Source organism: Actinomycetospora succinea, assembly GCF_004363095.1.
GTDB classification, from domain to species: Bacteria; Actinomycetota; Actinomycetes; order Mycobacteriales; family Pseudonocardiaceae; genus Actinomycetospora; species Actinomycetospora succinea.
Genome location: NZ_SNYO01000001.1, coordinates 772,736 through 797,249, shown reverse-complemented (window position 1 = coordinate 797,249; position 24,514 = coordinate 772,736). Strand labels below are relative to the sequence as shown.

Below are 24,514 nucleotides of genomic sequence, written 5' to 3'. Positions count from 1 at the left end.
GCGACTTAGGGGAGCCTAAGTTCAGAGTCGGGTCGCGACGCGGACCAGGTCGGCCAGCGCCCGCGAGCGGCTGTGCGCCGGCCATGCGACCACGGTCGTGACCGGCGCGGCGTCGACGAGCGGCACCGCGACGACGTCGTCGGCCAGGCCGTGCCGGGCGGAGTCGGGCAGCACCGCGACGGCGCGCCCGAGCGACACGAGCTGGCGCAGCTGCGCGGTGTCCCGGACCTCCGGGCCCGCGCCGTCCGGGTAGCCGCCGTCGGGCAGGGGCCACCGGGGCAGCGGCAGACCGGCGACGTCGGCCATCCGCAGCTCCGGGCGGGCGGAGAGCGGGTGCCCGGCCGGGAGGTAGAGCGACTGCCCCTCGACGACGAGGTCCTCGGTGTCGAAGCCGGCCGTCGCGTCGAACGGCCGGTGCAGCAGCGCGACGTCGGCGCGCCCGTCGCGCAGCAGCCGCTCCTGCTCGCCCGGTCCGCACAGCTGCACGTCGACCTCGACCGCCCCCGGCTCCGCGGCGTACGCGTCGAGCAGCTTCGCGAGCAGCTCCTCCGACGCTCCGGCCTTCGACACGAGGACGAGGCCCGGGCCGTCGACGGTCCGGCGGGCCCGGCGCTCGGCGGCGTCGACCGCGTCGAGCGCGGCCCGGCCCTCGGCCAGCAGGACCGCGCCGGCCTCGGTGAGGTCGACCTCGCGGGTGGTGCGCTCGAGCAGCCGGACCCCGACCCGGCGTTCCAGCTGCTGGATCGCCCGCGACAGGGGCGGCTGGGCGATGCCGAGGCGCTCGGCGGCGCGGCCGAAGTGCCGTTCCTCGGCGACCGCGACGAAGTACCTCAGCTCCCGCGTCTCCACACCGTCATTGATACCCCGGCGATATGGGTGCCCACCGAGTCGGTCTTGGCCCGCGCCCGGTCCGCGGGCACATGATCGGAGACATGAGCGAGAAGACCACGGCCCTGGTCACCGGGGCGAACAAGGGCATCGGCTACGACATCGCCGCGGGCCTGGGCGCGCTGGGCTGGCGGGTCGGTGTGGGCGCGCGCAACGACGCCCGCCGCGAGGAGGCCGTCGAGAAGCTGCAGGCGGCCGGCGTCGACGCGTTCGGCGTGCCGCTCGACGTCACCGACGATGCGAGCGTGTCCGCCGCGGCGGCGTCGCTCGACCGGCTCGACGTGCTCGTCAACAACGCCGGCATCACCGGTGACGGGCCCCAGGACCCGACCACCATCGACCTCGACATCCTGCGCACGGTCCTCGAGACGAACGTCTTCGGCGTCATCCGGACGACCAACGCGATGCTGCCGCTGCTGCGCCGCTCGGAGCACCCCCGGATCGTCACCGTGTCCTCGAGCGTCGGGTCGCTCACGCGGCAGTCCGCCGGTCAGGCCGGACCGATCGCCGTCGGGTACTCGCCGTCCAAGACCTACCTGAACGCGGTGACCCTGCAGTACGTCCGCGAGCTGGAGGGCACCAACATCAAGATCAACCTGGCGTGCCCCGGCTACGTCGCGACCGACCTCAACGGCTTCCAGGGCCACCGCACCACCGAGCAGGGCGCCGCGACGCCCATCCGTCTGGCCACGCTGCCCGACGACGGCCCCACCGGCGGCTTCTTCGAGGACGCCGGCGAGGTCCCGTGGTGATGAGCCTCAGCCGGTCGTGACCGGCTTGTGCGCCGGCCGCGTGGCCTCGTAGGCGTCGATGTCGTCGGCGTGGCGCAGGGTCAGGCCGATGTCGTCGAGGCCCTCCATGAGCCGCCAGCGCGTGTAGTCGTCGACGGTGAAGGGCACGGTGAGGTCGTCGGCGGTGACCGTCTTCGCCTCGAGGTCGACGGTCAGCTCGAGGCCCGGCCGCTCCTCGATCTTCTTCCAGAGCAGCTCGACGTCGGACTGCTCGACGGTGGCGGCCAGCAGGCCCGCCTTCGACGAGTTGCCCTTGAAGATCTCGCCGAAGCGCGAGGAGATGACGACGCGGAAGCCGAAGTCCATCAGCGCCCAGACGGCGTGCTCGCGGGACGAGCCGGTGCCGAAGTCCGAGCCCGCGACCAGCACGCTGCCCCGCGAGAACGGCTCGACGTTGAGGACGAAGGCCGGGTCGGTCCGCCAGGAGGCGAACAGGCCGTCCTCGAAGCCGGTGCGCGTGACGCGCTTGAGGTAGACGGCCGGGATGATCTGGTCGGTGTCGACGTTCGACACGCGCAGTGGCGTGCCGATGCCGGTGTGGGTCGAGAACTTGTCCATGACGGGTCCCCTCAGGCGAACTGCGGCGCGGCGGTCAGGTCCTCGGGCGAGGACAGGGTGCCGCGCACGGCGGTGGCCGCGGCGACGAGCGGCGAGACGAGGTGCGTGCGCCCGCCCTTGCCCTGGCGTCCCTCGAAGTTGCGGTTCGACGTCGACGCGCACCGCTGGCCGGGCTCGAGCTGGTCGGGGTTCATGCCCAGGCACATCGAGCAGCCCGCCGAGCGCCACTCCGCGCCCGCGTCGGTGAACACGGCGTCGAGCCCCTCGGCCTCGGCCTGCGCCTTGACCTGCATCGAGCCCGGGACGACGAGCATCTGCACGTCGTCGGCGACGTGGTGGCCGCGCAGGACGTCGGCGGCCGCGCGCAGGTCCTCGATGCGCGCGTTGGTGCACGACCCGAGGAACACGACGTCCACCGCGATGTCGCGCAGCCTGGTGCCGGGCTCGAGCGCCATGTAGCGCAGGGCCTTGCGCGTCGCGGCGGCGTCGTCGTCGTTCATCGTCTCGGGGTCGGGCACGGCCTCGCCCAGCGGCAGGCCCTGGCCGGGGTTGGTGCCCCAGGTGACGAACGGCGTCAGCGCGTCGGCGTCGATGTGGACGACCGTGTCGAACTCGGCGTCGTCGTCGGTGCGCAGCTCGCGCCACGCGGCGACGGCCTCGTCCCACTGCGCGCCCTGCGGGGCGTGCGGGCGGCCCCGGAGGTACTCGAACGTCGTCTCGTCCGGCGCGATCATGCCGGCGCGCCCGCCGGCCTCGATCGACATGTTGCACATGGTCATGCGGGCTTCCATCGTCATCTCCCGCACGGCCTCGCCGCGGTACTCGAGCACGTAGCCCGCGCCGCCGCCGGTGCCGATCTGGGCGATCACCGCGAGGATGACGTCCTTGCTGGTCACGCCCGGGCGCAGCGATCCGGAGATCTCGATGGCCATGGTCCTGAACGGCCGCAGCGGCAGCGTCTGGGTGGCCATCACGTGCTCGACCTCGGACGTGCCGATGCCGAACGCGAGCGCGCCGAACGCCCCGTGGGTGGAGGTGTGCGAGTCGCCGCAGACCACCGTCGTGCCCGGCTGGGTGAGCCCCTGCTCCGGGCCGATCATGTGGACGATCCCCTGGTTCTCGGTGCCCATGGGGAACAGGCGGACGCCGAACTCCTCGCAGTTCCGGCGCAGCGTCGACACCTGCGTCGCCGAGGTCTCGTCGGCGATGGGCAGGTGGAGATTCTTGGTGGGGACGTTGTGGTCCTCGGTGGCGACGGTGAGGTCGGTGCGCCGCACGGGCCGGCCGGCCAGGCGCAGGCCGTCGAACGCCTGCGGGCTCGTCACCTCGTGCACGAGGTGGAGGTCGATGTAGAGGAGGTCGGGCTCCTGACCTTCACCGTGACGGACCACGTGCTGGTCCCAGACCTTCTCCGCGAGCGTGCGTCCCATGTGTTCTGCCTCTTCCCACATTCTGGGACTAGTATGTCGTCCCGTGGGACAGGGTAGCGGTATCGGCGTGCTCGACAAGGCGGTGGTGGTCCTGCGGGCGGCCGCCGCCACGCCGTGCGCGCTCGGGGAGCTGTGCGAGCGCACGGGCCTGCCGCGCGCGACGGCGCACCGGCTCGCGGTCGGGCTCGAGGCCCACCGGCTCCTGGCGCGCGACGCCGACGGCCGCTGGCGCCCGGGACCCGCGCTGGGCGAGCTCGCCCACGGCCACGGCGACCCGTTGCTCGCGGCGGCCGAGGAGGTGCTGCCCGAGCTCCGCGACCTCACCGGCGAGAGCATCCAGCTCTATCGCCGGGACGGCTCCGACCCCACGGTGCGCGTGTGCGTCGCCGCGGCCGAGCCGTCGAGCGGGCTGCGCGACACGGTGCCGGTGGGTGTGCGGGTCTCGATGGCCGCCGGGTCCGGCGCCAAGGTGCTGGCCGCCTGGTCGCGCGACCACGCCTCGACGTTCACCGAGCCGGTGCTCGACGAGGTCCGCCGCCGCGGCTGGGCCCAGAGCGTCGCCGAGCGCGAGGCCGGCGTGGCCAGCGTGTCCGCGCCCGTGCGCGACGCCGGCGGCGCCGTCGTGGCCGCCGTGTCGGTGTCCGGCCCGGTCGACCGGATCGGCAGGCGACCGGGGGCGCGCTGGGCGGACGCCCTGCTCAGCGCGGCGCGCCGGCTCGAGAGCCGGCTCGCCGAGGTGGGCTAGGAGCTCGTGCCGCTGTCCCTGCCGTTGTCCTTGCCGCCGAACACCGCGGGCCAGGGATGCGCCGACCCCGGGCGTCGCCAGTGCCACACCAGCATCGGGACCGCGGACATCACGATCAGCAGGAGCCCGTGCCCGACGGGTCCGATGGAGGCCAGGCCGACGCCCATCAGGACGCCGACCACGAGGGCCGTCACCGACCACCAGTAGGACCGCCGGTCGTCCTTCGGGCGGGCGAGGCGGGCCAGCGCGGGATCGCTGCCCTCGATCTCGCGCTCGATGTCGGCCAGGATGCGCTGCTCACGTTCGTCGAGCACCAGGAGACTCCCTCGGCGTCGTGCTGTCGGGCGATCGGAGCACCGAGGAGGGTCGCGGGCCGCTGTCGCCGGATCACAGAGCGAATTCCCCGCGTCGAACAGGCGAAACGCCGACGACACCCACGTCACGGCGAAGCGACGGCACGCGGCGGCGACCGGGACGGCGGGCCGTCCTCACGCCCCGCTGCGCCCGGCCCCCACTGGTCCCGGGCCGCCGACCGCCAACCGACGACCCGGGCGCAGCGGCGGCCGGACGGGCGAGCGCGCCGAGGACCGCGGGACCGTGGCGTACAGTTCGGCTCATCCGTTCGAGTGAGACTGGCGTCACGAGTCGGGGACGATCCCGGCGGGAGGTTCCGAGCATGAACATCGGAGAACAGCGGCGGGTCCTGCGCGTCGAGCCCATCGTCGACCCCGTCCCCGACCGCGACTTCCCCGACAGACCGGCGGAGGTGCCCCCTCCGCTCCCCCGGCCGACGCCGCGCTCCGGCGCCGTGCCGACCCCGCGAGGCCCGGTCGGCGGCGACTCCCCGCTGCCGTGACCGATGGCGTGACCGATGGCGTGACCGATGGCGTGACCGACGGCGTGGGCGAGGCGCCGGACACCGCGGTCCCGGTGGTCGGCTGGCGGGTGTGGCGCCTGGGGGGCGACCGCACCGGACCGGAGCTCGTCTCGCCCGCGGTGACGGCCGGCTGGCCCGCCCGGACGGCGATGACGGCGGCGTGCCGGCGGGGGTGTCCGTCGGCGCCCGCGTGGGACTGCGGGTGCGGGCTCTACGCGACCACGACGCTCGACCTCCTCCTGCCCTCGTTCACCGACGCGGGCGCCGTGCTCGGCTGCGTCGCGCTCTGGGGACGGGTCGTCGAGGCCGACCGTGGGTGGCGCGCCGAGCACGCCTACCCCCTCCTCGCCCTCGCGCCACGCCCGGACGCCGTCGCGCAGGCGCTCGAGCGGTCCCTCACCGAGCAGGCCCTGGAGCGGTACCTCTCGCGGGGCGCGCTGCGGGTGCAGCGCGTGCGCCTGCTCGCCCGGCTGCGGTCGAGCGCGCGTCCCGACGCCGACGTCGTGCACGCGCTCGGCACCCGCTACGGCGTGCCCGCGCACCTCGTCGGCGGCGCACTGCCGTCGGTCCCCGACGCCGTCGTGGCCCGCCGGGCCGAGGCCGTGCGCGACGAGGCGGCCCGCGGTCTGGCGGCCCGACGCCTCGGCGACGCCCACGCCCGGCGCCGCTTCGACCGGGCCGTCGAGGACCTCGTCGCCGCCCTCGGGCGCCGGGCGGACCCGGGGTCGCCGATCTCGGCCTGAGCGGGCCCCTCTACGAGCTGTGCGTGGCGCGGTGGGAGCCGGTCCGCGCCGGCGCGGCCCCGTCCTGCCCGGCGTCGACGCGCGGGATCGGGAACGACGGATGCGTCGGGAGGCGGTCGGCGGGCGAGCCGACGTCCCGGCTCGTCCTTCTCGTGCGACCCGCCTGCTCCGGCCGGGGCGCCGGGACGTCCGCGCGCGTGGCCGTCGGCATCGGGCCCGTCCACCCGAACTGCTCGCTGTGGACCGTCGCCGGCGGGACGCCCAGCTCGGCGAGGGCGGCGAGCGTGCCCGAGAGCAGCGAGGGCGGCCCGCACACGTAGTACTCGAGCCGCCCGCGGGCGCGAGGCAGGATCTCCGCGAGCAGGTCGGCGTCGACCCGCCTCCCCGCGGTCCGGAGGATCTCGAGGTCGAGGCGGCGCGCCAGCACCTCGAGCTCGGGGCCGAACAGCGGCTGGTCGGCGCGCTCGGCGAGCACGAGGCGGTGCAGGCGGCGGTCGCCGCGCTCGGCGAGCGTGCGCAGCATGCTCATCATCGGCGTGATCCCGACGCCGCCGGCCACCAGCACCAGCCCGTCGACGTGCTCGGGCGCGTCCGGCGTGAAGCTGCCGTGCGGGCCGTCGAGCCAGACCTTGCTGCCCGGCCCCATGCGGGCCAGCGCGCGGGTGAAGTCGCCGTTCGCGCGGACGGTGAGCTCGAGGCGGTCGGTGAGCTCGGCGCTGGAGGCGATCGTGAAGGGGTGCTCCTGCACGCCGATCGCCCGCCGGTGCAGACGCAGCCACACGAACTGCCCGGGCGCGAAGCCCCGCAGCCCGCGGCGACGGAACACCGGGGTCAGCGCGAGCGTCGCGACCTCCGGTCCCTCGTGGCGCACGCCGTAGACGACGTACGCGCCGCGCTGCGAGAACAGCGGCTGCCAGACCCACCGCCGGGCGAGGACGACGAGCAGCGCCACGGCGAGCGCCGCCAGAACGACCCGCATCACCGGGTCCTCGATGAGGTCGCCCATCCAGAACACGTGCAGCCCGGCGAGCACGAGCGCGAGGGCGGCCGCGGCGACGTGCAGGCGCGCCCACCACTCGTAGCGCGTCCCGCGCCGCCGGCCCCAGGCCGCGGCGCCCGAGAGCAGGAGCATCCCCGCGAACGACGCGTACCCGAACCCGATGCCGAGCGAGACGCCGAACGGATTGATCAGCTTCGGGCTGCGGACGACGGCGAGCACGGTGTGGCCGGCGACGAGCACCAGGGCGGCGACGCCGAGCCACCGGTGGGCGCCCATGACGCGGTCGATGCCGAGCGCGGTGGTCAGCGCCTTGATCCGCGAGGCGCCGACGGTCGTGAGCGCCATCGCGACCACGGCGACCAGCCCCGTCAGGACGATCCCGAGCCCCATCAGCTCGCCGGGCTCGATGCCCTCCCGGCCCAGGTACACCGCCGGTGGACCCAGCAGCAGGAGGACGAAGGCCGACGACCAGACCGCCCGTTTCGCGCGCTTCGACACGGCTCCCGACGCTAGGGGCGGTCCGGCGGCTGATCGTCCGGTCCTGAGAGAAGCAGATCAACTCGCAAGACGGGCGGCTCTCTGCACACGGTGGGACGCACCGTCCTTGCAACGAACGGGCTAACGGTGCGCGCCGGTTGCCGTCCTGACTCTCAGGGCCCGGCGCCGGGTAGTCCCCCGGGCGTGACCTCCCTGCTGACCGGACTCCTGCGCGGCACCGCCGCCGGCGCCGCGGGCACGACCGCGCTGAACGTCGCCACCCAGACCGACATGGCCCTGCGGGCGCGGCCGGCGAGCGACACCCCCGTCGAGACGGTGTCGGCGCTCGTCGACCGCGTCGACGTCGCGGTCCCCGGACGCCGCCGGGAACGCCGGCACCGGCTCGAGGGTCTCGGCGGGCTCGCCGGGTCCGCGACGGGCGTCGCGGTCGGGGCCGTCGCGGGCGCCCTGCGCAGCGCGGGCGTGCGCCTGCCGGCCGTGCTCGGCGTCCCCGCGCTCGGCGCCGCCGCGATGCTCGCCTCGGACCTGCCGACCGCCCGCCTCGGGCTCACCGACCCGCGCCGCTGGAGCTCCGTCGACTGGGCGGCCGACGTCGTGCCGCACCTCGCCTACGGCGTCGCCACCCACGCCACCCTGGCCTCGACCTTCCGCGCCGAGGACCGCGAGCGCGCCGAGCACCCGGAGCGCTTCCCCCGCCCGGCGACGACGGGCGCGCTCGCCCGCGCCGTCGCCCTCGGCGCGGCGACCGGGGCGCGCAGCACCTTCGGCTCCGCGGCGATCGCCTGGCGCGCCTGCCCCGACGACCGGGGGCCGGGCCGCGTGCTGGCGGGCCGGTTCGGGCGCGGCGCCGCGACGCTCGGCGCGCTCGGCGAGGCCGCCGGCGACAAGCACCCCGCGGTCCCGCCGCGCACGGCGCCGCCCGGGCTCGCCCCGCGGCTGACGCTGGCCGCCGGCGGCGCGGACGCGATCGCCCGCCGCGACGGGTACGAGGTCGGGCCCGGGGTCCTGGTGGCGACGGCCGCGGCCGCCGGCGCCGCGTTCGGTGGCGTGCAGCTGCGCGCCGCGGCCCAGGAGCGCTTCGGCTCCGACCTCCCGGGCGCGTTCGCCGAGGACGCGCTCGCGGCGCTGCTCGCGTGGTGGGGTGCGGGCCGGGCTCGGTGATCAGGGGCGACGTCACGCACCTGCTCGAGCGGTCGAGGTGCGTGGCGACGCCCGTGATCTCCACGGCCGGGGCGCCGAGCGCGGTGTCCGGTGATCAAGGGCGACGTCACGCACGCCGGCGGCCCGCGCAGGTGCGTGGCGACGCCCGTGATCTCCGGAGCCGGCGCGCTCAGCGGGGCGACGCCGCCACCGTGACCCGGTGATGCGCGCCGCCCGAGAGGAAGCCGGCCACGGCGCGTCCCTCCTCGGCGACCGCCGCGCGGTCGGCGCGGGTGAAGCGCCGCAGCGGGGTCACGGTGACCGCACCGTCGGCGGACGTCCAGGTCGCCGCGACCCGGCCGTCGACGAGCACCGCGCGCTCGCCCGCCACGGACAGACCGCGGTCGGCGTCGTCGATGATCCGGCTGCGGTCGTCGTAGCCGAGGATCGCGTTGTCGAACGCGGGCAGGAAGCGCACCGGGGCCGGGGTGTCGGGGTCGGGGCGGGGCGCGTCGGGGAGGTCGAGCAGCTCGCGGCCCCGCTCGTCGCGGAAGCTCACCAGCCGGTCGCGCACCGCGGCGACCGCCGCCGGCAGCCCGGCGAGCCCCGACCAGGCGCGCAGGTCGGCCGTCGCCGCCGGGCCGTACGCGGCGAGGTAACGCAGCACCAGCGCCTCCCCCACCGGGTCGGTGCCGTCCGGAGCGGGCGGGTCGACCGGGCGGCCGAGCCACGACGCGACCAGCAGACACGCGGCCGGGCCGGCCTCGCCCCACAGCCCGCGCGGCGGCACCTGCACCACCGGCACGAGCGTGCCGAGGGTCTCGCCGAGCACTCGCGGGGCGACGTCCGGCCAGCGGTCGGCGAGCGCCCGCCCGACGTCGGGCAGGGTGCGCGCCTCGTCGGCGAGCAGCGGCGCGCCGGCGTCGACGAGCTCGTCGAGGTCCACCGCGGCGAGGTCCTGGCGGTACACGCCGAGCAACCGCTGGCGCAGCATCGCGTCGTGCCGCGACCGCCACGCCACCGCGTCGTCGGCGGTGACGAGGTGGACGGTGCGGCGCATGAGGTGGGTGCGCACGACCCGGCGCGCGGTGAGATGGCCGGAGAGCTCCGCGGGGTCGAACCCGGCGAGTCGTGACCAGAGCCCGACGTAGGGCTCCTGCGGCTCCTGGGCCTGCAGCCCGCCGAGGTGCGCGACGGCGTCGAGCACCGGCAGCGACCCGCGCTCGAGGAGGTGCTGACGGGCCAGCGACGCCCGGTTCAGGGCGCGCCGGTCGAGAACGGTCACATCCGGCAGCCTGGCACGGCGGACCGACGGCTCAGCGCCCCTGCGCCCGCAACCTCTGGTCGAGCCGCGGGTAGACCCGGCGGGCATTGTGCTCGTAGACCCGATCCCGGTCCTCGGGCTTCAGCCCCGACGCCTCCACGTAGCGGCGGGTGTCGTCGAAGTGGTGGCCGGTGCGCGGATCGATCCCCCGCACCGCGCCGACCATCTCGGAGCCGAAGAGGATGTTCTCGGGCTCGATCACGTCGACGAGCAGGTCGATGCCCGGCTGGTGGTAGACGCAGGTGTCGAAGAAGACGTTGCCCATCACCGCGTCCTCCACCGCGGGACGGCCGAGCATGTCGGCGAGCCCGCGGAACCGTCCCCAGTGGTACGGCACCGCACCGCCGCCGTGCGGGATCACCAGCCGCAGTCCCGGGAGGTCGCGGAACAGGTCGGCCTGCACGAGCTGCATGAACGCCGTCGTGTCGGCGTTGAGGTAGTGCGAGCCGGTGGCGTGGAAGTTCGGGTTGGTCACCGCGGAGACGTGGACCATCGCGGGGACGTCGAGCTCGACCATCGCCTCGTAGAACGGGTACCAGTGCCGGTCGGTCAGGGGCGGCGCCGTCCAGTGCCCGCCCGAGGGGTCGGGGTTGAGGTTGACGCCGACGAAGCCCAGCTCCTCGACGCACCGGCGCAGCTCGGCGACCGAGCGCTCGATCGGCACGCCGACCGACTGCGGCAGCTGCCCGACGCCGGCGAAGTGCTCAGGGAAGAGGTCGACGACGCGGGCGACGAGGTCGTTGCTCGCCCGCGTCCACGCCGCGCTGACCGCCTCGTCGCCGTGGTGGTGGCCCATCGCCGAGGCGCGCGGGGAGAAGATCGTCAGGTCGATGCCGCGCTCGGCCATGAGCCGCAGCTGGCTGCCCTCGATCGACTCGCGGATCTCGTCGTCGGAGATCGCGGGGTAGGCCGGGGCGGGGCCGCCGTCGTCGAACGCGGCCGTCTGCGCCTCCCGCCAGGAGGTGTGCGCGGCCGGGGCGGTCGTGTAGTGGCCGTGGCAGTCGATGATCATCCAGGGTCTCCGTCCCGCAGCGCGGCGAGCAGGTCGTGGGCGGCGGTGGCGGTGCGGGGCTCGACGCCCAGCTCGCGCAGCTGCTCGGCCGCGGCGGCCATCTCGTCGGCGCGGCGGCGGGCGTGGCGGCGGGTGCCGTCGACGAGCCGGTCGATCGTGTGCTCGTCGAACCCCGCGAGCTCGGCGGAGACGTTGGCGGCCAGCCAGTCGGCGCAGCCCGCGGCCTCGGCGCCGGCGAGCGCCTCGACGACCGCGGCGGCGAGCCCCTTGTAGAAGACGCTGCGCAGGAGCTTGCGGGAGATCGCCGTGCCCGCGGGCCCGGGCTGCACGGTGACCGACGCCCCGAGCGCGCCCATCACCTCGGCGTACCGCGCCGCCCCGTCGCCGGAGACCAGCATCGGGGTGCGCAGCCCCTTGCCGGGGACCGGCGACATGAGGGCGACGTCGACGACGAGCGCGTCCGTCGCCTCGACCAGCGCGGCCTTCGTCCCCGGGGAGGCCGTGTTGAGGTCGGCCCAGACCGTGTCGGGCCGCAGGCCCGGGCGGGCGTTCGTCAGCGCGGTGAGGGCGTCGTGCGAGCTGTTCACCGACAGCACCAGCTCGGCGTCGCGGACCGCGTCGGCCTCGTCGACGCGCTTCTCCACCCCGTCGACACCCGGCACCACCGGGTCGTAGCCGCGCACGTCGGCACCGGCGGCGACGAGGTCGCGGGCGATCTCGCACCCCGCCTCCCCGAGGCCGAGCACGGCGATCCTCACGAGTCGGCCCGCGGGAAGGCCAGGCCGTCGGCGAGCTTGCGCGCCGTCCGCACCACCCCGGAGCGCAGGACGCGCGGCGGCGTGCTCGCCGCGTCGACGGCGACGTCGACGAGGAAGTGGCCGGTGGGGTGCTCGACGTCGATGCGGGTCGTGCCGTCCGGCCAGGCCTCGGCGATCTCGTGGCCGACGGCACCGGGCAGCAGCATCCCGGTGACGACGCTGACCGCGGCGAGCACGCCGATCGCGGTGTGCGGGCGCACGGGGATGAACGAGCGGGTGGCGACGTGACCGCCGTCCGCGGGCGGGGCGAGCAGCACGGTCTTGGGCACCGAGGAGTCGCCGACGTCGCCGAGACCCATCAGCGCGCCCGCCTTCGTCCGCAGTGCGTCGATCCGCTGGGCGAGCGCGGTGTCGGCGGCCAGCTCGTCGTGGGTCTCGTGCCCGGTGAGCCCGAACGCGTCGGCCGCGGCGAGCACGACGGGCATCCCGTTGTCGACGCACGTGACCTCGACGCCGTCGACGGTGTCGCGGACCCGCCCGGTCGGCAGCAGCGCGCCGGTGGCCGAGCCCTCCGTGTCGGCGAACGCGAGGGTGATCGGCGCGGCGGTGCCGGGGACGCCGGCGATCGCGACGTCGCCGCGGTAGGTCACGCGCCCGCCCGGGGTGGGGACGGTCGCGACCGCGACGCTGTCGGAGTTGACCATGCGGATGCGCACGTCGGTGACGCCGTCGACGGCCGCGACCAGGCCGCGCTCGAGGGCGAACGGCCCGACACCGGCGAGGATGTTGCCGCAGTTCTGGCGGTCGGAGACCGTCGCCTCCTCCACCCCGAGCTGCAGGAAGAGGTAGTCGACGTCGGCGTCGGGGTGGTCCGAGGGGCCGACCACCGCGACCTTGCTGGTCAGCGACGTCGCTCCTCCGAGCCCGTCGATCTGGCGCGGGTCCGGGGTGCCCATCAGCCGCAGCAGCAGGTCGTCGCGCGCGGCCGTGTCGGCGGGGAGGTCACGCGCCTGCAGGTAGAGGCCCCGCGAGGTGCCGCCCCGCAGGATCATCACGGGGACCCCCGCCTCGTCGGTCATCCCCGCTCCTCGGCGAACGGCACGTACTCGATGCCGAACTCCTCGATCCGGTCGCGCAGCCCGTAGCGGTCGAGGCCCAGCTCGCCGTCCCGGAACGCCGCGCGGCTCGCGGCCTCCTTCTCGAGGCGGGCCTGCGACGCGGTGAGCGCCCGCGCCACGTCGCCGCGCGGGACGACCATGACGCCGTCGTCGTCCCCGAGCACGACGTCGCCGGGGTGCACGACCTGGTTGCCGAGGGTCACCGGGACGTTCACCGCGCCGGCCGTCGCCTTCACCGACCCCTGCGCCGAGACCGCGCGCGACCAGGCCGGGAAGGCCATCTCCCGCAGGTCGGCGACGTCGCGCAGCCCGCAGGCGAGCACGACCCCGCGCACACCCCGTCGGGCCAGCGACGTCGCGAGCAGCTCGCCGAACAGGCCGTCGGTGGACGGCGACGCCGTGGCGACGACGAGGACGTCGCCGGGCCGGCACTGCTCGACGGCGACGTGGATCATCAGGTTGTCGCCGGGCCAGCACAGGGCCGTGACCGCGGTGCCGCCGGCCCGGGCGCCCGCCCACGCGGGGCGGAACTCGGGGCCGAGGTAGCCGGTGCGCCCGAGCGCCTCGTGGACCGTCGCGACCCCGTACCCGCCCAGCGCCGCCGCGTCGTCGACGTCGGCGCGCGGCGGGTCGGTCACCACCACCGTCCTCATGCCTGCCTCCTCGCTCGGGTCGACATCGAGCATCGGAGGTGTCGCCAAGATTGTCAACAATCTGCGCGACGGTCACGCGTCGGCGGGGCTCCCGACCTGCGGCAGGGTCTCGATCACGCTCGCGAGGTGCGCCCGCATGGCGGCCTCGGCGCGGCCCGCGTCGCGCGCACAGATCGCCTCGACGATCTCGAGGTGCTGCGGCAACGACACCGACGCACGCCCCGGCAGGAGCGCCAGCCGGTACTGGTGGCGCACGTTCTGCCCGCGCAGACGGTCGAGCACGGCGTCGGCCACGCTCTGGTCGGCGACGGACCGCACGGTCGCGTGCAGCCGGCGGTTGAGCTCGGAGTAGGCGAGGACGTCGCCGGCGTCGACGGCGGCGCGCATGTCGGTGGCGATGCCGCGCAGCGTCGCGAGGTCCTGCTCGCTCGCCCGCTGCGCCGCCTTGGCCGCGCACAGGCCCTCGACGACCATGCGCACCTCGGAGATCTCGACCGCCTCGTCCAGCGAGACGGCCCGCACCCGGGCCCCGCGGTTCTGGATGCGCTCGACGAGACCCTCGCCCGCGAGCTGCACCAGGGCACTGCGGACCGACGCCCGACTCGCGTGGAACTGCGTGGACAGGTCGACCTCGATGAGCCGCTGACCGGGCACGAAGTCACCCTCGAAGATCGCGCGACGCACGTCGTCGACCACGTCGCCGGACTCGACCGCGGGACTCACGCGCCGATCTTAGCACCGAGAAGGCGGACGAAATTGTTGACAATCCTTGCGCCGATCCTGGTGACGGTGAAAGCTCACTCCCCGACGACCGGCACCGACGACGGGAGGACGCCGTGGTCTTCACCCCCACGGCCGGGTGGCTGACCTGGGACCCGTCGCCCTCGACGCCCACCGTGGCCCTGCCGCCGGGCACGGTCGACGCCCACTGCCACGTCTTCGGGCCGGCCGAGCGCTTCCCGTTCGCCCCCGAGCGCAAGTACACGCCCACCGACGCCGGCCGCGAGCAGCTCTTCGCGCTGCGCGACCACCTCGGCGTCGCCCGGCAGGTGATCGTGCAGGCCACCTGCCACGGCACCGACAACCGCGCGCTCGTCGACGCCCTCGACGCCGCCAATGGGCGGGCGCGCGGCGTGGCGGCCGTGCGCGGCGACGTCACCGACGACGAGCTCGCCACCCTCGACCGGGCCGGCGTCCGGGGCCTGCGCTTCAACTTCGTCAAGCGCCTCGTCGACGCCGTCCCCACCGACGAGCTCGCCGCGGTCGCGGAGCGGATCGCGCCCCTGGGCTGGCACGTCGTCGTCTACTTCGAGGCGGCCGACCTGCCCGACCTCGAGGACTTCTTCGGGCGCCTGCCGGTGCCGGTGGTGGTCGACCACATGGGCCGCCCGGACGTCACCCGCGACGCCGACGGCCCCGGGTTCGACCGGTTCCTGCGCTTCGTCGACCGCCACGACGTGTGGGTCAAGGTCAGCTGTCCGGAGCGCCTCAGCGTCACCGGTCCCCCCGCGGTCGACGGCGAGCGGCACGCCTACGCCGACGTCGTGCCGTTCGCCCGCCGCGTGGTCGCCGAGGTCGGCGACCGCGTGCTCTGGGGCACCGACTGGCCCCACCCCAACCTCACCGACCACATGCCCGACGACGGGCTGCTGGTCGACCACGTCCGCCACGTCGCACCCACGCCCGAGGACCGGCAGCGGCTCCTCGTCGACAACCCGATGCGCCTGTACTGGCGCGAGGAGACGGAGGCGGCCCGATGACCGCAGCCACGGCACCGAACGCCCAGCAACGCCTCGACCGCCTGCCCATCGGGCGGTTCCACATCGTCACGCTCGTCGCGGTGTCGTTCGCGTACTTCTTCGAGTTCGCCGACATCAACACCTTCGCCGTCACCGCGCCCCGCCTGCTCAAGCTGTGGGGCGTGACGGTCGACCAGGTCGCCTACGTGACCTCGACGTCCTTCGTCGGCATGTTCCTCGGGTCGATCATCGCGGGGGCGCTCGCCGACCGCGTCGGGCGCAAGCCCGCCCTCACCGCCACGGTGCTCTTCTTCGGCGTCTTCTCGCTGGCGTCGGTGTTCTCGTGGGACGTCGTGTCGCTCGGCGTCTTCCGCTTCCTGACCTCGGCCGGGCTCTCGGCGATGACGGTCGTCGCGGTCATCTACGTCAGCGAGCTCTTCCCGGCCGCGCGCCGCGGCAAGTACCAGGCGTACGCGATCGCGATCGGCATCTGCGGCACGCCTGCGACCAGCCTCATCGCGAGCTTCGTCGTCCCGCTCTCGGACTGGTCGTGGCGCCTGGTCTACCTGTGGGGCGCGCTCGGCCTGTTCTTCGTGTTCTTCCTGCGCCGGCTCAAGGAGTCGCCGCGCTGGCTGGAGAACCGCGGCGAGCACGAGCGCGCCGACGCCGTGCTGCGCGAGATCGAGGAGTCGGTGGCCGCCGAGAAGGGCCCGCTGCCGGAGCCCGCGCCGGCGCTGGTCGCCCCGGACACGACCGAGGCCTCCGCCGCGTGGTGGCGCGTGCTCCTGCGTCGCCGGGTACTGCTGCCGACCCTGCTGCTCTGCGTCCTCTGGGTCACACAGACCATCGGGTTCTTCGGCTACTCGAGCTGGGCGCCGACCCTGCTCGCCAAGCAGGGCTTCAGCGTCGAGAACTCCATCTTCTACGTCGCCCTCACCACCATCGGCGCCCCGCTGGGCTGCCTGCTCGCCGCCGCGGTCACCGACCGCTTCGAGCGCAAGTGGTGCCTGGTCGTCTTCGGCGCGGTGATCGGCGTGTGCGGCCTCTTCTACGGGCTGACGTTCGACCCGGTGCTGATCGTCGTCTTCGGCTTCCTCGTCAACCTCGTCGAGCGCGGCTACACCGCGCTGGCCTACGCCTACTCCCCCGAGCTGTTCGACACGCGGACCCGCTCGCTCGGTACGGGCATCTCCTACGGCGTCGGGCGCCTGTCGAACGCCGCCGGGCCGCTGATCATCGCCGCGCTCTACACCGGAAGCGGCTACCAGGCGGTCTTCGTCTTCATCGCCGCGACGTGGGTCGTCGGCGCGGTCGTCGTGGCCCTGTTCGGGCCGCGGACCAAGCTGCGCACGCCCGCGGTCGCGCCGCCGAACCCCGTGGGGGCCTGAACCACGCCGGTCGACTCGACGCCAGGTCCCGGCGATGGCCCGGCAGGGTCGCGCTCACCAGCGGACGTCCTCGCTCTCGGGCAAACGCTTCGGAAACCGAAGCATGTCCACCGGAGAGTCGCCCGCCTCGCGGCCGACCGAGGAGCGTGGGACGCCGCACAGCAGGGGCTCGTGTTCACCCGCACGCCACCCGACGCAGCGACGATGCGCCGATGACCGACGACGCCCACGCTCCCCAGACCCCCGACGAGCTCGACATCGACGGGGCGTCCGTCGAGGACCACGGTGACGACGACCCGTTGCTCGTGGGCGCCGACGGCCTGCCGGTCGACACGTGGCGCGAGGGCTACCCGTACGCCGAGCGGATGCCGCGCGAGGAGTACGAGGAGCAGAAGCGCCTGCTCCAGATCGAGCTGCTGAAGCTCCAGAGCTGGGCGCGGGACTCGGGCAGCAAGATCGTCGTGCTCTTCGAGGGCCGGGACGCCGCGGGCAAGGGCGGCACGATCAAGCGCTTCATGGAGCACCTCAACCCGCGGGGTGCGCGGATCGTGGCGCTCGAGAAGCCCAGCGAGCGCGAGCGCGGGCAGTGGTACTTCCAGCGCTACGTCGAGCACCTGCCCGCGGCCGGCGAGATCGTCCTGTTCGACCGCAGCTGGTACAACCGCGCCGGCGTCGAGCGGGTCATGGGCTACACCGAGGCCCGCGAGTACATGGAGTTCATGCGCTCGGCGCCCGACCTCGAGCGGATGCTCGTGCGCAGCGGCATCCACCTGGTCAAGTTCTGGTTCTCGGTGTCGCGCAACGAGCAGCGCACGCGCTTCCTCATCCGCCAGGTCGACCCGGTCCGGCGCTGGAAGCTCAGCCCCACCGACATCGCCTCGCTCGGCCGGTGGGACGAGTACACCGCCGCCAAGGAGGCGATGTTCTTCTACACCGACACCGCCGACGCGCCGTGGACCGTCGTCAAGAGCAACGACAAGAAGCGCGCCCGGCTCGAGGCGATGCGCCACGTGCTCTCGCGGTTCGACTACCCCGAGAAGAACCACGAGGTCGTCGGCACGCCCGACCCGTTCGTCGTCGGGCCGGCGGCCTCGCTGTTCGAGCACGGGGAGGACGGCCACGCCGCCGCCCCGCCGCCGCTGGCGATGAGCCCGAAGCCCCGCCGGGACTGAGTCACTCGACCCCGGCGAGCGCCCGCGCCTCGACGCGCACGGTCTCCTCGACGTAGACGAGGCCGTCCTCGACGGCGACCCGGTGGGTCCGCACCGGCTTCTTCGCCGGCGGACCGCTGGGCTGCCCGGTGCGCAGGTCGAAGCACGCGGCGTGCAGCGGGCACTCGACCGCGCACCCCTCGAGCCACCCGTCGGACAGCGACGCGTCCTGGTGCGTGCACGTGTCGTCGATGGCGTAGAGCTCGCCGTCCGCGTTGAAGACCGCGATGGCCACCGAGCCCTGCACCCGGACCGACTCCCCGACGGGGATGTCGGACAGCTCGCCCACGTAGATCATTCTGGCTCCTGTTGCGCTATGCGCATCGAGTCCTGTCATCCGCAACACAGAGCCTGAAGCTTGTGAATCGCGCCGTCAAGGGGTGCGACCACCCGCAACGAAGATTTACGTTGCAGCAATAGACCGAGACTGATACACGTCTCATATGTCAGCAGCACGAGGCTGACGGCGCCGTCGGGATGCCACACTCCCCGGCGAGACGAGCCCGCCACCGCCGCCGGCTCCGGGAGTGATCACATGGCCGAGCACGCGCAGCCGCGAGGGCCGCGGCGGCGCGGCGGCGCGCCCCGGGCGATCGAGGGCGAGCACACGGTGCGCCGGGCGACCGCCGCGGCGGCCATCGGGAACGTCGCCGAATGGTACGACTTCGGGATCTACTCGTACCTGGCCGGCGCGGTCCTGACCAGGGTGTTCTTCCCCGACGCGGGTCCCTGGGCGGCCGTGTACACGCTCGGCGCCTTCGCCGCGGCGTTCCTCGTGCGCCCCCTCGGCGGGCTGTTCTTCGGCCCCCTCGGCGACCGCATCGGGCGCACCAGGGTGCTGTCGGTGACCGTCCTGCTGATGGCGCTGGCGACCGTCCTGCTCGGCCTCGTCCCGAGCCACGGGGCGATCGGGGCGGCCGCGCCGATCCTCGTGCTCGTCATGCGGATGCTGCAGGGCTTCTCGGCAGGCGGCGAGTACACGGGCGCGCTGACGATGATCGCCGAGTACGCGCCGGACCGGCGGCGCGGGTTCTTCGGGAGCTGGCTCGAGTTCGGCACCCTCACCGGCTACACGCTCGGCGCCGGGATCAGCGCGACGCTGATCGCCCTGTTGCCCGACGAGGACCTGCTGACCTGGGGCTGGCGCCTGCCGTTCATGCTCGCGCTGCCGCTGGGCGTCGTCGGCATCTACCTGCGGCTGCGCCTCGAGGACACCCCCGCATTCCGGCAGCTCATGGAGCGCTCCCCCGCGCTGGCGACGATGCCGCTGCGCCGTGCCCTGCAGATCCTCTGGGTCCGCTACCGGCGCGCGCTCGTGGTCGCCGGCGGCCTCGTCGTCGCCTGGAACATCACCAACTACGTGCTGACCAACTACATCCCCATCTACCTGACCAGCACGCTCGGCGAGCACGGCGAGACGGGCACCGAGAAGGCGACGTCCACGGCCCTGCAGGTGGTCGTCATGGTGGCGATGCTGCTGGTGGTCACGTCGCTGGGCCGCCTGTCCGACCGCGTCGGGCGCCGTCCCGTGCTGATGGCGGGCAGCGTGGCGCTCGTGCTCGGCGGCCTGCCGGCGGTCTGGCTCCTGCGCCAGGGCCTGCTCGGCCAGCTCGGCGGCCTCGCGCTCATCGGCGCGTGCCTGGTCTGCTTCGCGGCCGTCGCGCCGTCCACGCTGCCCGCGCTGTTCCCGACCCTCGTGCGCTACGGGGGCCTCGCGCTGACGTTCAACGTGGCCGTCTCCCTGTTCGCGGGCACGGCGCCGACCGTCATCGCCGCCGCGACGACGGCGACCGGCAACCTCGACTGGCCCGGCTACTACCTGGTCGCCGCGGGCGTCATCGGAGTGGTCAGCGTGCTGTTCCTGACCGAGTCCGCGGGACGCCCGCTACCGGGTGCCGCGCCGCTGACCTCGAGCGCGGACCTGCCGCCCCCTGCGCTCTCGGAGGACGGGGTGCCCCTCGAGCAGCCGCGGGACTGACGCGCCGCTCAGGCGGCCTGCGGGCGGCCGAGCTCGCTGCGGCGCAGGCGGCCGAACCCGCGCGGGTTCGCCATCGCGAAGACGCCGGTGGTGACGCCCGCGTCGTCCACGTAGCGCGCGACGAAGCGCCCGTCGCCGGGCTCGCCGTCGACGACGTCGACGCGGTCGTGCGCGGACGGGTGACCGGCGAGCTGGAGCATGCGCCCGTACTGCTCCGACCACACGTAGCCACTGGGCCGGAAGGTCGCCTCGGAGGTCGCGGACAGCAGGTTGGCGGCGGCGACGGCCGCCTGCTCGCCCGCGCTGGTCCAGTGCTCGTGGCGGCGCGCGCCGGACCGGGCCACGTCGCCCACGGCCACCACGTTCGGCAGGGCCGTGACCATCCCGGCGTCGGTGCACACCCCGTTGTCGAGCGGCAGCCCGGAGCCGTCCAGCCAGCCGGTGTTCGGGGTGATGCCGATCCCGACGACCACGACGTCCGCCTTGACGGTGGTGCCGTCGCCGAGCTCGACGCCGACGACGCGGCGCGCGTCGTCGCTGGGGACGGTGGCGAGGCCCGCCACGGTGGCGCCCGCGCGCAGGTCCGTGCCGTGCTCCGCGTGCAGGTCGACGCAGCTGCGGGCGATGCTCGGGCCGAGGACCGGCGCCATCGGCAGCGGCAGGCCGTCCAGCACCGTCACCTCGAGGCCCATCGCGCGGCAGGTCGAGGCGACCTCGGCCCCGATGAACCCGCCGCCGACGACGGCGACGCGCGGCGAGCCGTCCCGCAGCTCCCGGCGCAGCGCCAGGGCGTCGTCGAGCGTGCGGAGGGTGTGCACGCCCTCCACCCCGGCGGTCCCGGGCAGCCGGCGGGCGCTGCCCCCGGTGGCGATCACGACGCCGTCGGTGGGGACGTCGGTGCCGTCGGCGAGCACGACCCGCCCGCCCGCCGGGTCGAGACCGGTCGCGGTGGCCCCGAGCCGCAGGTCGAGGGCGAGCTCAGCCTCCTCGTCGGCGTCGAGCAGGCCGATCGCGTCGACGTCGAGGGAGCCGTCGAGGAACGCCTTGGACAGCGGGGGCCGGTCGTAGGGCCGGTGGACGTCGTCGCCGACGAGCACCAGCCGGCCGTCGAACCCGGCGGTGCGCAGGGCCTCCGCGGAACGGATGCCGGCGACCGATCCGCCGACGATCGTGATGGTGTGCATGCGGCCTCCAGGAGGGCTGCGAGAGGGAGGGACCGACGACGGGACACCCCACGATCTGGAGTGTTGCGTTGCGCTTTACGAGACGTGATGCCTGATGCGCAACTCAAGACCGTGGGAGACGTGAACCTGCTTGTCAAGAGCGGTTCGACATGGCGCTGTGACGCACTCCCGCACGAACTCGCCCGCGCGCTCTCTTGACACACGACCTCGCGGTCGTCGACCGTGGTGTTGCGCATGACGGATCGTGTTTCTCATCGCGCAACTCAACGGCGAGTCGGCGTCAGGCCGTCGGCCCGCTCCCACATCTGGTCGCGGCCGTTCCCCCGGTCGGACGACGCCCCTCCCCCGTAGGCGCACCTCGAGGAGCACGATTCGCATGACCACCGGAGAGATCGCACCGGAGATCGCGTCGCCGGCACTGCCGGCGAGCCTGCGCGGCACGCTGCCGGGCCGGTACTACACCGATCCCACGATCTTCGCGGCCGAACAGGCCCTCATCTTCGAGACCGGCTGGTTCTGCGCGGTCCTGTCCGCCGACCTGACGAAGGCCGGCGACTTCGAGACCGTCCAGATCGGGCGCGAGAGCGTGATCGTCGCCCGCGGCCGCGACGGCGGCGTCAACGCCCACCTCAACGTCTGCCGCCACCGCGGCGCCCGGATCTGCACCGAGGAGAAGGGCAGCGTCCGGCGCTCCTTCCAGTGCCCGTACCACGCGTGGACCTACGGGCTGGACGGCAAGCTGATCTCCGCCCCGAACATCGGCGAGATGCCCGACATCGACCGCGTCGAGTACGGCCTGCACCGGGTGCACGTGCGCGAGTGGCTCGGCTACGTGTGGCTGTGCCTGGCCGAGGAGCCCCCGTCGTTCGAGGACACGGTGATCGGCGACGTCACGGCCCGTCTCGGGTCGCCGGACACGATCGTCGGCTACCAGGTCGCCGACCTGAAGCTGGGCCGGCGCATCGAGTACGACGTGAAGGCGAACTGGAAGCAGATCGTCGAGAACTTCATGGAGTGCTACCACTGCGGGACGATCCACCCCGAGCTCACCGAGGTGCTGCCGGAGTTCGCGAACGGTCTCGCGGCGCAGTACTTCGTGGGGCACGGCGCCGAGTTCGGCGAGGACGTCGCCGGGTTCACGGTCGACGGGTCCGCGGGGCTCGAGCGGATCCCCGGGGTCGGCGACGACCAGGACCGGCGCTACTACGCCATCACGGTGCGCCCGCAGGTCTTCATCAACCTCGTGCCCGACCACGTGGTGTTCCACCGCATGTTCCCGCTCACCGCGGAGCGGACGCTGGTGCGCTGCGACTGGCTCTACCTGCCCGAGGTGGTCGACTCCGGCGCCGACATCGACCGGTCCGTCGAGCTGTTCCACCGCGTCAACGTGCAGGACTTCGACGCCTGCGAGCGCTGCCAGGTCTCCATGGACTCGCGCTCCTACGCCCGCGGCGGCGTCCTCGTGCCCAGCGAGCACCACATCGGCGAGTTCCACGACTGGGTCGCGCAGCGCGTCGGCTGAGCACCCCCGCGTCCCCCACGAAGCCTCCAGGAGCAGACGATGTCCATCACCCCCGAGAACCGCGACCCCTCCGGCGACGTCTCCACCACGCCGTACCGCGACGCCTTCCGCGTGGCCGACGAGCTGGCGGTGCACGGCAGCGACTGCGTCTGCCCGACGTGCGCCGCCCGCCTGCCCGGACTGCTCGCCGAGCTGGCGCGCGCCATCCGCCAGGACTCCACGGACTGATCGGCGTGCGCACGTCGGGAGCCGGCGAGGGCTCCGCCGTCCAGTCGGTCGACCGCGCGATCACGATCCTGGAGATCGTCGCGGCGCGCGGCGAGCTCGGGATCACCGAGATCGCCGAGGAGCTCGACGTGCACAAGTCCACCGCGTCGCGCCTGGTGTCGGCGCTCCAGCACCGCAACCTGCTCGAGCAGCTCGGCGAGCGCGGGAAGTACGCGCTGAGCTACGGCGTGGTGCGCCTCGCGGCCGCCACGACCGCCCGGCTCGACGTCGCGCGGCTCGGTCAGCCGATCTGCCAGCAGCTCGCCGAGAGCCTGGGCGAGACCGTCAACATCGCCGTCACCGACGGGGAGGCCGGCATCACGGTGGCCCAGGAGTACGGCACGGCGGCGATCACCTCGCAGAACTGGGTGGGCCGCCGCAGCCCCCTGCACGCCACCGGCGCGGGGAAGGTCCTGCTCGCGTGGATGCCCGAGGAGGACCGCCGCCCGGTGCTGCGGCGCCGCCTCACGCGCTACACCGACGAGACGATCGTGGAGACCGCGGTGCTGCGCACCGAGCTGGCCCGCGTCCTCGACGAGGGGCACGCGCGGTCGTTCGAGGAGCTCGAGGTCGGCATGCACGCCGTCGCCGTCCCGGTGTTCTCGGCCGACGGCACCGTGGGCTCGGCCCTGTCGGCGACCGGCCCCGCCTACCGCCTCCCCCGCCGCCGCGCCCGCGCGATCGTCGCCGACCTGCGCGACGGCGCGGCCGAGCTGTCGGCGAAGCTCGGGTACCGCGGGGAGTAGGCGCCCGGCCGCTTTCCGGCGACGGGCGCCCCTCGCCCCTCTCCTCGAGCGAAGGTGTCCTTCGCTCGGAAACCCGAGGCCGGCCTACCGGAAGACCACCGTGCGGTGGCCGTCGACGAGCACGCGGCGCTCGCAGTGCCAGCGCACGGCTCGCGACAGGGCCAGCGCCTCGGCGTCACGGCCCACGGTCTGCAGCGCCCGCGGGTCGTAGGAGTGGTCGATGCGGACCACCTCCTGCTCGATGATCGGCCCCTCGTCGAGGTCCGCGGTGACGTAGTGGGCGGTGGCGCCGACGAACTTCACGCCGCGGTCGTAGGCCTGGTGGTAGGGCTTGGCGCCCGCGAAGCCGGGCAGGAACGAGTGGTGGATGTTGATCGCCCGCCCGCGCAGGGTCGCGCAGGTGCGGTCCGAGAGGACCTGCATGTAGCGGGCGAGCACCACCAGCTCCGCGTCGAGCTCGCCGACGATCCGCAGCATCTCGGCCTCGGCGTCCGGCTTGGTGGCCGGCGTGACGGGGACGTGGAAGAAGGGCAGATCCGCGGACTCGGCCATCGGGCGCAGCGTCTCGTGGTTGGACAGGACGCCGACGAGCTCGGCGCCGAGGCTGCCCGAGCGCCACCGGAAGAGCAGGTCGTTGAGGCAGTGCCCCGACGTGGAGACCATGACGAGGACGCGGGGCTCGCGCTGCCGGTGGAACTCGTGGTCCATGGCGAACGCCTCGGCGACGGGGGCGAAGTCCGCCGCGATCGCGTCGAGGTCGGTGCCCTCGGGCGCGGTCACGCGGGTGCGCATGAACAGGCGCCCGCTGACGGGGTCGTCGAACTGCTGGTGCTCGACGATGTCGGCGCCGTACGCCGTGAGGTGGCTGCTGACGGCGCGGACGATGCCGCTGCGGTTGGGGCAGCTCAGGGTGAGGACGAAGGACTCGGTGTCCATGGGGTTCC

At 74.1% G+C, this 24,514-nt stretch carries 26 protein-coding genes; 12 read left to right on the top strand and 14 right to left on the bottom strand.

Annotation, left to right across the window (positions count from 1 at the left end; all coding sequences use genetic code 11):
- Positions 1-21: 21 nt before the first annotated feature.
- Positions 22-849: a LysR family transcriptional regulator gene (locus tag EV188_RS03790; protein WP_133824853.1), complete on the bottom strand. Its 828-nt coding sequence runs from the start codon at positions 847-849 to the stop codon at positions 22-24.
- An 83-nt stretch (positions 850-932) separates the two neighbouring features.
- Here EV188_RS03790 and EV188_RS03785 point away from each other — a divergent pair, with 83 nt between their 5' ends.
- Positions 933-1,640, top strand: coding sequence for an SDR family oxidoreductase (locus EV188_RS03785; protein WP_133824852.1), 708 nt, complete (start codon positions 933-935; stop codon positions 1,638-1,640).
- Between the two features lie 6 nt (positions 1,641-1,646).
- Here EV188_RS03785 and leuD read toward each other — a convergent pair whose 3' ends face one another.
- Positions 1,647-2,237, bottom strand: a complete 591-nt coding sequence (gene leuD, locus EV188_RS03780) for a 3-isopropylmalate dehydratase small subunit (RefSeq protein WP_133824851.1) — start codon at positions 2,235-2,237, stop codon at positions 1,647-1,649.
- 11 nt (positions 2,238-2,248) lie between these two features.
- Complete coding sequence (gene leuC, locus EV188_RS03775; RefSeq protein WP_133824850.1) at positions 2,249-3,667, bottom strand: 3-isopropylmalate dehydratase large subunit; 1,419 nt, start codon at positions 3,665-3,667, stop codon at positions 2,249-2,251.
- A 43-nt stretch (positions 3,668-3,710) separates the two neighbouring features.
- Between leuC and EV188_RS03770 the strand changes: the two genes are divergently transcribed.
- Positions 3,711-4,412 (top strand): IclR family transcriptional regulator, encoded by a 702-nt coding sequence (locus EV188_RS03770; protein ID WP_166659701.1) that lies wholly within the window; start codon positions 3,711-3,713, stop codon positions 4,410-4,412.
- On the opposite strand, the gene EV188_RS03765 is transcribed toward EV188_RS03770, so the two are convergent.
- Positions 4,409-4,726: a DUF3040 domain-containing protein gene (locus EV188_RS03765; protein WP_166659700.1), complete on the bottom strand. Its 318-nt coding sequence runs from the start codon at positions 4,724-4,726 to the stop codon at positions 4,409-4,411. The genes EV188_RS03770 and EV188_RS03765 overlap by 4 nt on opposite strands.
- 362 nt (positions 4,727-5,088) lie before the next feature.
- Between EV188_RS03765 and EV188_RS03760 the strand changes: the two genes are divergently transcribed.
- Both EV188_RS03760 and EV188_RS03755 read left to right on the top strand, forming a co-directional pair.
- Positions 5,089-5,268 (top strand): hypothetical protein, encoded by a 180-nt coding sequence (locus EV188_RS03760; RefSeq protein WP_133824847.1) that lies wholly within the window; start codon positions 5,089-5,091, stop codon positions 5,266-5,268.
- Positions 5,269-5,288: 20 nt separating this feature from the next.
- Complete coding sequence (locus EV188_RS03755; protein ID WP_133824846.1) at positions 5,289-6,032, top strand: hypothetical protein; 744 nt, start codon at positions 5,289-5,291, stop codon at positions 6,030-6,032.
- Positions 6,033-6,042: 10 nt separating this feature from the next.
- Here EV188_RS03755 and EV188_RS03750 read toward each other — a convergent pair whose 3' ends face one another.
- Entirely contained in the window at positions 6,043-7,530 is a 1,488-nt protein-coding gene (locus EV188_RS03750) for a ferredoxin reductase family protein (RefSeq protein WP_243741450.1), read from the bottom strand.
- A gap of 183 nt (positions 7,531-7,713) precedes the next feature.
- Here EV188_RS03750 and EV188_RS32160 point away from each other — a divergent pair, with 183 nt between their 5' ends.
- Entirely contained in the window at positions 7,714-8,691 is a 978-nt protein-coding gene (locus EV188_RS32160) for a hypothetical protein (protein WP_208113963.1), read from the top strand.
- 169 nt (positions 8,692-8,860) lie between these two features.
- Here EV188_RS32160 and EV188_RS03740 read toward each other — a convergent pair whose 3' ends face one another.
- From EV188_RS03740 to EV188_RS03715, 6 genes are all read right to left on the bottom strand, one after another.
- Complete coding sequence (locus EV188_RS03740) at positions 8,861-9,955, bottom strand: winged helix DNA-binding domain-containing protein (protein ID WP_133824845.1); 1,095 nt, start codon at positions 9,953-9,955, stop codon at positions 8,861-8,863.
- Positions 9,956-9,986: 31 nt separating this feature from the next.
- On the bottom strand, positions 9,987-11,006 hold the full coding sequence (locus tag EV188_RS03735) for an amidohydrolase family protein (protein WP_133824844.1): 1,020 nt from the start codon (positions 11,004-11,006) through the stop codon (positions 9,987-9,989).
- Entirely contained in the window at positions 11,003-11,752 is a 750-nt protein-coding gene (locus EV188_RS03730; RefSeq protein WP_243741449.1) for an NAD(P)-dependent oxidoreductase, read from the bottom strand. Before EV188_RS03730 ends, EV188_RS03735 begins: the two co-directional genes overlap by 4 nt.
- A gap of 8 nt (positions 11,753-11,760) precedes the next feature.
- Positions 11,761-12,843 (bottom strand): 4-oxalomesaconate tautomerase, encoded by a 1,083-nt coding sequence (locus tag EV188_RS03725; RefSeq protein ID WP_133824842.1) that lies wholly within the window; start codon positions 12,841-12,843, stop codon positions 11,761-11,763.
- Entirely contained in the window at positions 12,840-13,535 is a 696-nt protein-coding gene (locus EV188_RS03720) for a 4-carboxy-4-hydroxy-2-oxoadipate aldolase/oxaloacetate decarboxylase (protein WP_133824841.1), read from the bottom strand. The genes EV188_RS03725 and EV188_RS03720 overlap by 4 nt, the downstream gene beginning before the upstream one ends.
- Positions 13,536-13,607: 72 nt before the next feature.
- Positions 13,608-14,258, bottom strand: a complete 651-nt coding sequence (locus EV188_RS03715) for a GntR family transcriptional regulator (protein WP_208113961.1) — start codon at positions 14,256-14,258, stop codon at positions 13,608-13,610.
- 113 nt (positions 14,259-14,371) lie between these two features.
- Here EV188_RS03715 and EV188_RS03710 point away from each other — a divergent pair, with 113 nt between their 5' ends.
- The 3 genes from EV188_RS03710 (at position 14,372) to ppk2 (ending at position 17,834) form a co-directional block, all read left to right on the top strand.
- Entirely contained in the window at positions 14,372-15,295 is a 924-nt protein-coding gene (locus EV188_RS03710; RefSeq protein WP_133824840.1) for an amidohydrolase family protein, read from the top strand.
- Complete coding sequence (locus tag EV188_RS03705) at positions 15,292-16,662, top strand: MFS transporter (protein ID WP_133824839.1); 1,371 nt, start codon at positions 15,292-15,294, stop codon at positions 16,660-16,662. Before EV188_RS03710 ends, EV188_RS03705 begins: the two co-directional genes overlap by 4 nt.
- A gap of 212 nt (positions 16,663-16,874) precedes the next feature.
- Complete coding sequence (ppk2, locus tag EV188_RS03700) at positions 16,875-17,834, top strand: polyphosphate kinase 2 (protein ID WP_133824838.1); 960 nt, start codon at positions 16,875-16,877, stop codon at positions 17,832-17,834.
- A 1-nt stretch (position 17,835) separates the two neighbouring features.
- On the opposite strand, the gene EV188_RS03695 is transcribed toward ppk2, so the two are convergent.
- Positions 17,836-18,171 carry a bifunctional 3-phenylpropionate/cinnamic acid dioxygenase ferredoxin subunit gene (locus EV188_RS03695; protein WP_133824837.1) on the bottom strand — a complete coding sequence of 112 codons (336 nt, stop codon included), beginning with the start codon at positions 18,169-18,171 and terminating at the stop codon, positions 17,836-17,838.
- Positions 18,172-18,408: 237 nt separating this feature from the next.
- Between EV188_RS03695 and EV188_RS03690 the strand changes: the two genes are divergently transcribed.
- A complete protein-coding gene (locus tag EV188_RS03690; RefSeq protein WP_133824836.1) occupies positions 18,409-19,851 on the top strand; it encodes an MFS transporter in 1,443 nt (480 codons plus the stop codon).
- An 8-nt stretch (positions 19,852-19,859) separates the two neighbouring features.
- Here EV188_RS03690 and EV188_RS03685 read toward each other — a convergent pair whose 3' ends face one another.
- Positions 19,860-21,035 carry an NAD(P)/FAD-dependent oxidoreductase gene (locus EV188_RS03685; RefSeq protein WP_133824835.1) on the bottom strand — a complete coding sequence of 392 codons (1,176 nt, stop codon included), beginning with the start codon at positions 21,033-21,035 and terminating at the stop codon, positions 19,860-19,862.
- Positions 21,036-21,411: 376 nt separating this feature from the next.
- Here EV188_RS03685 and EV188_RS03680 point away from each other — a divergent pair, with 376 nt between their 5' ends.
- The 3 genes from EV188_RS03680 to EV188_RS03670 are packed head-to-tail and all read left to right on the top strand — an operon-like array spanning position 21,412 to position 23,570.
- The gene (locus EV188_RS03680) at positions 21,412-22,557 is read left to right on the top strand and encodes an aromatic ring-hydroxylating oxygenase subunit alpha (RefSeq protein ID WP_133824834.1); all 1,146 of its coding nucleotides are present in this window, start codon (positions 21,412-21,414) and stop codon (positions 22,555-22,557) included.
- 39 nt (positions 22,558-22,596) lie between these two features.
- Complete coding sequence (locus EV188_RS03675) at positions 22,597-22,785, top strand: hypothetical protein (RefSeq protein ID WP_133824833.1); 189 nt, start codon at positions 22,597-22,599, stop codon at positions 22,783-22,785.
- 5 nt (positions 22,786-22,790) lie between these two features.
- Positions 22,791-23,570, top strand: coding sequence for an IclR family transcriptional regulator (locus EV188_RS03670; RefSeq protein ID WP_133824832.1), 780 nt, complete (start codon positions 22,791-22,793; stop codon positions 23,568-23,570).
- Positions 23,571-23,654: 84 nt separating this feature from the next.
- On the opposite strand, the gene purU is transcribed toward EV188_RS03670, so the two are convergent.
- Positions 23,655-24,506, bottom strand: a complete 852-nt coding sequence (gene purU, locus EV188_RS03665; RefSeq protein ID WP_133824831.1) for a formyltetrahydrofolate deformylase — start codon at positions 24,504-24,506, stop codon at positions 23,655-23,657.
- Between the last annotated feature and the right edge of the window lie 8 nt (positions 24,507-24,514).